Consider the following 4,354-nt stretch of genomic DNA (forward strand, 5'->3'; position numbering starts at 1 on the left):
GACATCGTTGCCGACGACCATCAGCTGCGTCTGGCCGGAGATGAAGGCCTGGATCACCGAATTGTAGTTGTCGAAGCGCTTGATGTCGGCCGATGCCGGTGCTGCCTCGGTGAGCGAGGTGTCTTCCAGCGTGCCGCGATTGACGGCGATCGACTTGTCGGCGAGGTCTTCCTTGCCTTTGACGGCAAGCGCTGCCGGACCGATCACGGCGATGTAGTAGGGCGCGTAGGCAGCGGCGAAGTCGATGACCTGCTCGCGTTCCTTCGAATAGCCGACGCTCATCAGCAGGTCGACGCGATGATCGTTCAGATACGGGATGCGGTTCTGGCCGGTGACGGCGATGGGATTGAGCTTCACCTTGAGCGTATCGGCGATGTATTGCGCGACATCCATGTCATAGCCCTTGAGGCTCATGTCGGCGCTGGCCGAGGAGAAGGGCGGAAAGTCGGCGAAGACGCCGACATTGATGGTGCCGGCCTTGGTGATGTCCGCCAGCGCATCGGCGCTAGCGGCCTGAACTGCGAGGCCGAAACCGGCCGTGCCGAGCATCAGCACGGCGGCGATGGAGGCAAATGTCTTACGGATTGTCATTGTCATTCCCCTGTCTGGAAGCTTTGTTTGTTCGGGTCGGCCGCCGGCTCCAGCGCGGCGGCTGCCTTTGCTTTTCTAGACGTCAGGCGCCCTTGCCTGTTATCGCCGGGCTGAACACCATCAGGCTCAGTATCTCGAACAGCACCTGTGCGGCGGCATGCGCCGTGTTGGTGGTCGAGTCGTATTGCGGCGCCACCTCGACGACGTCGCCGCCGACGATGTTAAGACCTTTGAGGCCGCGCAGCAGTTCGAGCACTTCGCGCGTCGTCAGACCGCCGACTTCCGGCGTGCCGGTGCCCGGCGCGAAGGCCGGATCGACGCTGTCGATGTCGAAGGAGACATAGGTCGGGCCGTCGCCGACGATCTTGCGCGCCTTCTCGATGATCGCCGGAATGCCGAGGCCGGTCACCTCCTCGGCATGCACCACGGTCATGCCGGACTCGTAGGTGAACTCCCACAGATATTCGGCCGAGCCGCGGATGCCGATCTGGATCGTGCGCGTCGGGTCGAGCACGCCGTCAAGCACCGCGTTGCGGAACGGGCCGCCATGGTGGAACTTGGTCATGTCGAACAGGCCACTGGTGTCGCAGTGGGCGTCGATATGGATCAACCCCACCGGGGCCTTCTTGCCGACGGCCTTCAGAATTGGATGGCTGATCGAATGGTCGCCGCCGATCGACAGCGGAATGACCCCGGCATCGACGATCTGGTTGGTGCGGCGCTCGATATCCTCATGGCTGGTCTCAAGCCGGTAGCGGCTGCGGAACGGCGTGTCACCAATGTCGGCGACCCTGAGCTCATGCGTCGGCGCGCATTCCAGCACGTGATTGTAGGGCCCGATGCGCTCGATGGCGCGCAACGCCCTTGGCCCGAAGCGCGAGCCCGGGCGGTTGGTGACGCCGAGATCCATCGGCACGCCGATCATCGCCACCTGCAAATCGCCGAAATCCGGATTGTCGGCCGATATTTCGCGGTAGGGCGCGGCAAGAAAGGTCGGGATGCCTGAATAGGGCGCCAGCCGCGTGCCGCTCTTGGAGAAGATCTTGTCGGCGACCTTGCGGAATTTCGGGTCGAACATCTCGCCGCCATGGCTTTCACCATATTTGCGACGCAACGCATCGAGCTTGCCGCGATCGTATCCCATGTCCGCTCCTCCTGGGCTGATGCAGTGCCGGCGCGGGTGACGCCTGCGAACCGACCGTCATCCGGCCGGGCCGCTGTCCCGCTGGCTGCCTGCAGATTTCATGTCTTGATGCTGTTCTAAACTCAAGTGTCTGGCAGTGGCATTGAAAAATCAATTGATATTGTTAGGGTGTTTTCTGTGAGAAAATCTCACAACAAAGTGGTACCATGACCAAGCGCCTGCCACCGCTCAATCCGCTGCGCGCCTTCGAGGCAACGGCTCGCCATGGTTCACTGACCAAGGCGGCGACTGAGCTGAACGTCACTCATGGCGCCGTCAGCCACCAGATCAAGGCGCTCGAGCAGTCGCTCGGTGTCAAGCTGTTCGAGCGGGTCGGCCAGCGGGTCAAGCTGACACCGCATGGCGCGGAGCTTCTGCCGGCGGTGTCGACCGCGTTCGACGGCATCGCCGCCGCCACCCAGCGCATGACAAGGCCGGCGAGCAGCGGCACACTTTCGGTCTCCTGCGTGCCGGCGCTACTGTTGCTGTGGATGACACCGCGGCTCGGCAGTTTCATGGCGCAATATCCCGACATAAGGCTGACGCTTATTCCTTCCAACGATCCCAAGGATTTGCGGGCGCCCAATATCGATGTCTGCGTGCATTATGGCGACGGCAGCTGGACCGATTGCTGGATGCGCAAATGGTCGGGCCTCGAACTGTTTCCCGTGGTCAGCCCGACCTTGATCAACAACCGGCCGATCCGCAGCGTCAGGGATCTCGCCGATCATGTCTTCCTGCATGGCGATGACGGCCGCGAGTGGCACACCTGGCTGGCTGCCGCCGATGCGCTGGACCTGGAGCGGGGCCGCCGCCATCACCTCGGCGATGCCCGTATGGCGACCGAGGCGGCGGTGCACGGCCACGGCGTGGCGCTGGGCGACTCGGTGACGGCAAGCGCGCTGCTGGCCAGGGGCATGCTGGTCGCGCCGTTCAGCCTGTCGGTGCCGGCGGTCGACGATTTCTATGTCGTCTGCCGCAACGAGATGCGGACGACGCCGATCGTGCAGGTGTTCGTCGACTGGCTGTTTGCCGAGAAAGCGGGGGACGATGGGCGCGCCGACGCCCCTGTGGCCGGCCGCATCGTCAGCCGCCGCAAGCGTCCGGCGCTCAGGGTGATGGGCGGCAAATCCGCAAGCTGATGCCGGGCTGCGCGCCGCCGCATGCAGGCAGCTCTTTTTGTCGGGCCAGCCTGAAAGCGGGCAGCGTTGCGGCCGATTCGATGCTATGAGGCCTGTCGCAATTGTGGATGGCAGGCAGCGAAGGCGGTGTTGAAACATGGCTAAGACCGATATTGCGCGGCGCGTCTACAACCACACCTGGAAGCTCGACCCGATCGTGCGCAGCTTGCTCGACACGGATTTCTACAAGCTTTTGATGCTGCAGATGATCTGGGGCATGTATCCCAAGGTCGACGCAACCTTCTCGCTGATCAACCGCACGACCTCGGTGCGCCTTGCCGACGAGATCGACGAGGGCGAATTGCGCGAACAACTCGACCATGCCCGCACCTTGCGCTTCTCCAAGAAGGAGATGATCTGGCTCGGCGGTAACAATTTCTACGGCCGCAAGCAGATCTTCGAACCGGAATTCCTCGCCTGGCTGGAAGGCTTCCGGCTGCCCGAATACGAGCTGTCGAAGTGCGACGGGCAGTATGAACTGACCTTCAGCGGGCCGTGGATGTACACCACGCTGTGGGAAATCCCGGCGCTCGCCATCATCAATGAACTCCGATCTCGCGCGGCGATGCGGGCGTTCGGGCCTTTCGCGCTCGACGTGCTCTATGCCCGCGCCAAATCCAAGATGTGGGCCAAGACCGAGCGGCTGAAGGCGCTGCCCGGCATCCGCATCTCGGATTTCGGCACGCGCCGGCGCCATTCCTTCCTATGGCAGCGCTGGTGTGTCGAGGCGTTGAAGGAAGGCATCGGCGAGGCGTTCACCGGCACCTCCAACGTGCTTTTGGCCATGGACAACGACCTCGAAGCGCTCGGCACCAACGCACATGAGCTGCCGATGGTGTTTGCCGCGCTTGCCGACTCGGAAAAAGAGCTGAGACAGTCGCCTTACAAGGTGCTGCAGGACTGGCAGCGCTACTATGGCGGCAATCTGCTGATCGTGCTGCCCGACGCCTTCGGCACAGCATCGTTCCTGCGCGATGCGCCGGACTGGGTGGCCGACTGGACGGGCTTTCGCCCCGACAGCGCGCCGCCGATCGAAGGCGGCGAAAAAATCCTGTCCTGGTGGCGCGACAAGGGCAAGGACCCCAAGCAGAAACTGCTGATCTTCTCCGACGGGCTCGAGGTCGAGACCATCGAGGAGACCTATCGCCACTTCAAGGGCAAGGTGCGCATGTCGTTCGGCTGGGGCACCAATCTGACCAATGATTTCGAAGGCTGCGCGCCGACGGAAACCAACAGCCTCGACGCCATATCGCTGGTTTGCAAGGTCACCGAGGCCAATGGCAGGCCAGCGGTCAAGCTGTCGGACAATCCGGCCAAGGCGACCGGCGATGTGAAAGAGATCGAGCGGTATCTCAGGATTTTTGGCGAGAAGGACCGCGTGGAGCAATTGGTCAAGGTG

General features: G+C 62.8%; 4 protein-coding genes. 2 read left to right on the plus strand and 2 right to left on the minus strand.

All coding sequences use genetic code 11. The annotated features are described in order from the left end of the window. Both EN884_RS27380 and speB read right to left on the minus strand, forming a co-directional pair. Nucleotides 1–591, minus strand: a 591-nt coding sequence (locus tag EN884_RS27380; protein WP_128360841.1) for a transporter substrate-binding domain-containing protein, incomplete at its 3' end; no start/stop codon positions are given. Between the two features lie 82 nt (nucleotides 592–673). After that, nucleotides 674–1,735, minus strand: coding sequence for an agmatinase (gene speB, locus EN884_RS27385; RefSeq protein ID WP_013528438.1), 1,062 nt, complete (start codon nucleotides 1,733–1,735; stop codon nucleotides 674–676). A 206-nt stretch (nucleotides 1,736–1,941) separates the two neighbouring features. Between speB and gcvA the strand changes: the two genes are divergently transcribed. Together gcvA and pncB are read left to right on the plus strand one after the other, a co-directional pair. Beyond that, nucleotides 1,942–2,916, plus strand: coding sequence for a transcriptional regulator GcvA (gcvA, locus tag EN884_RS27390; RefSeq protein ID WP_024502059.1), 975 nt, complete (start codon nucleotides 1,942–1,944; stop codon nucleotides 2,914–2,916). A gap of 136 nt (nucleotides 2,917–3,052) precedes the next feature. Then, a partial coding sequence (pncB, locus tag EN884_RS27395; RefSeq protein WP_013528440.1) for a nicotinate phosphoribosyltransferase occupies nucleotides 3,053–4,354 on the plus strand: 1,302 nt, incomplete at its 3' end.

The sequence above is a fragment of the Mesorhizobium sp. M7A.F.Ca.AU.001.01.1.1 genome, assembly GCF_004022735.1.
In the GTDB taxonomy this organism is placed as follows: domain Bacteria; phylum Pseudomonadota; class Alphaproteobacteria; order Rhizobiales; family Rhizobiaceae; genus Mesorhizobium; species Mesorhizobium ciceri.

Bases quoted from the DNA above. Each gene is read 5' to 3' on its own strand.
- speB (WP_013528438.1), bottom strand. From the start codon at position 1,735: ATGGGATACGATCGCGGCAAGCTCGATGCGTTGCGTCGCAAATATGGT.
- gcvA (WP_024502059.1), top strand. From the start codon at position 1,942: ATGACCAAGCGCCTGCCACCGCTCAATCCGCTGCGCGCCTTCGAGGCA.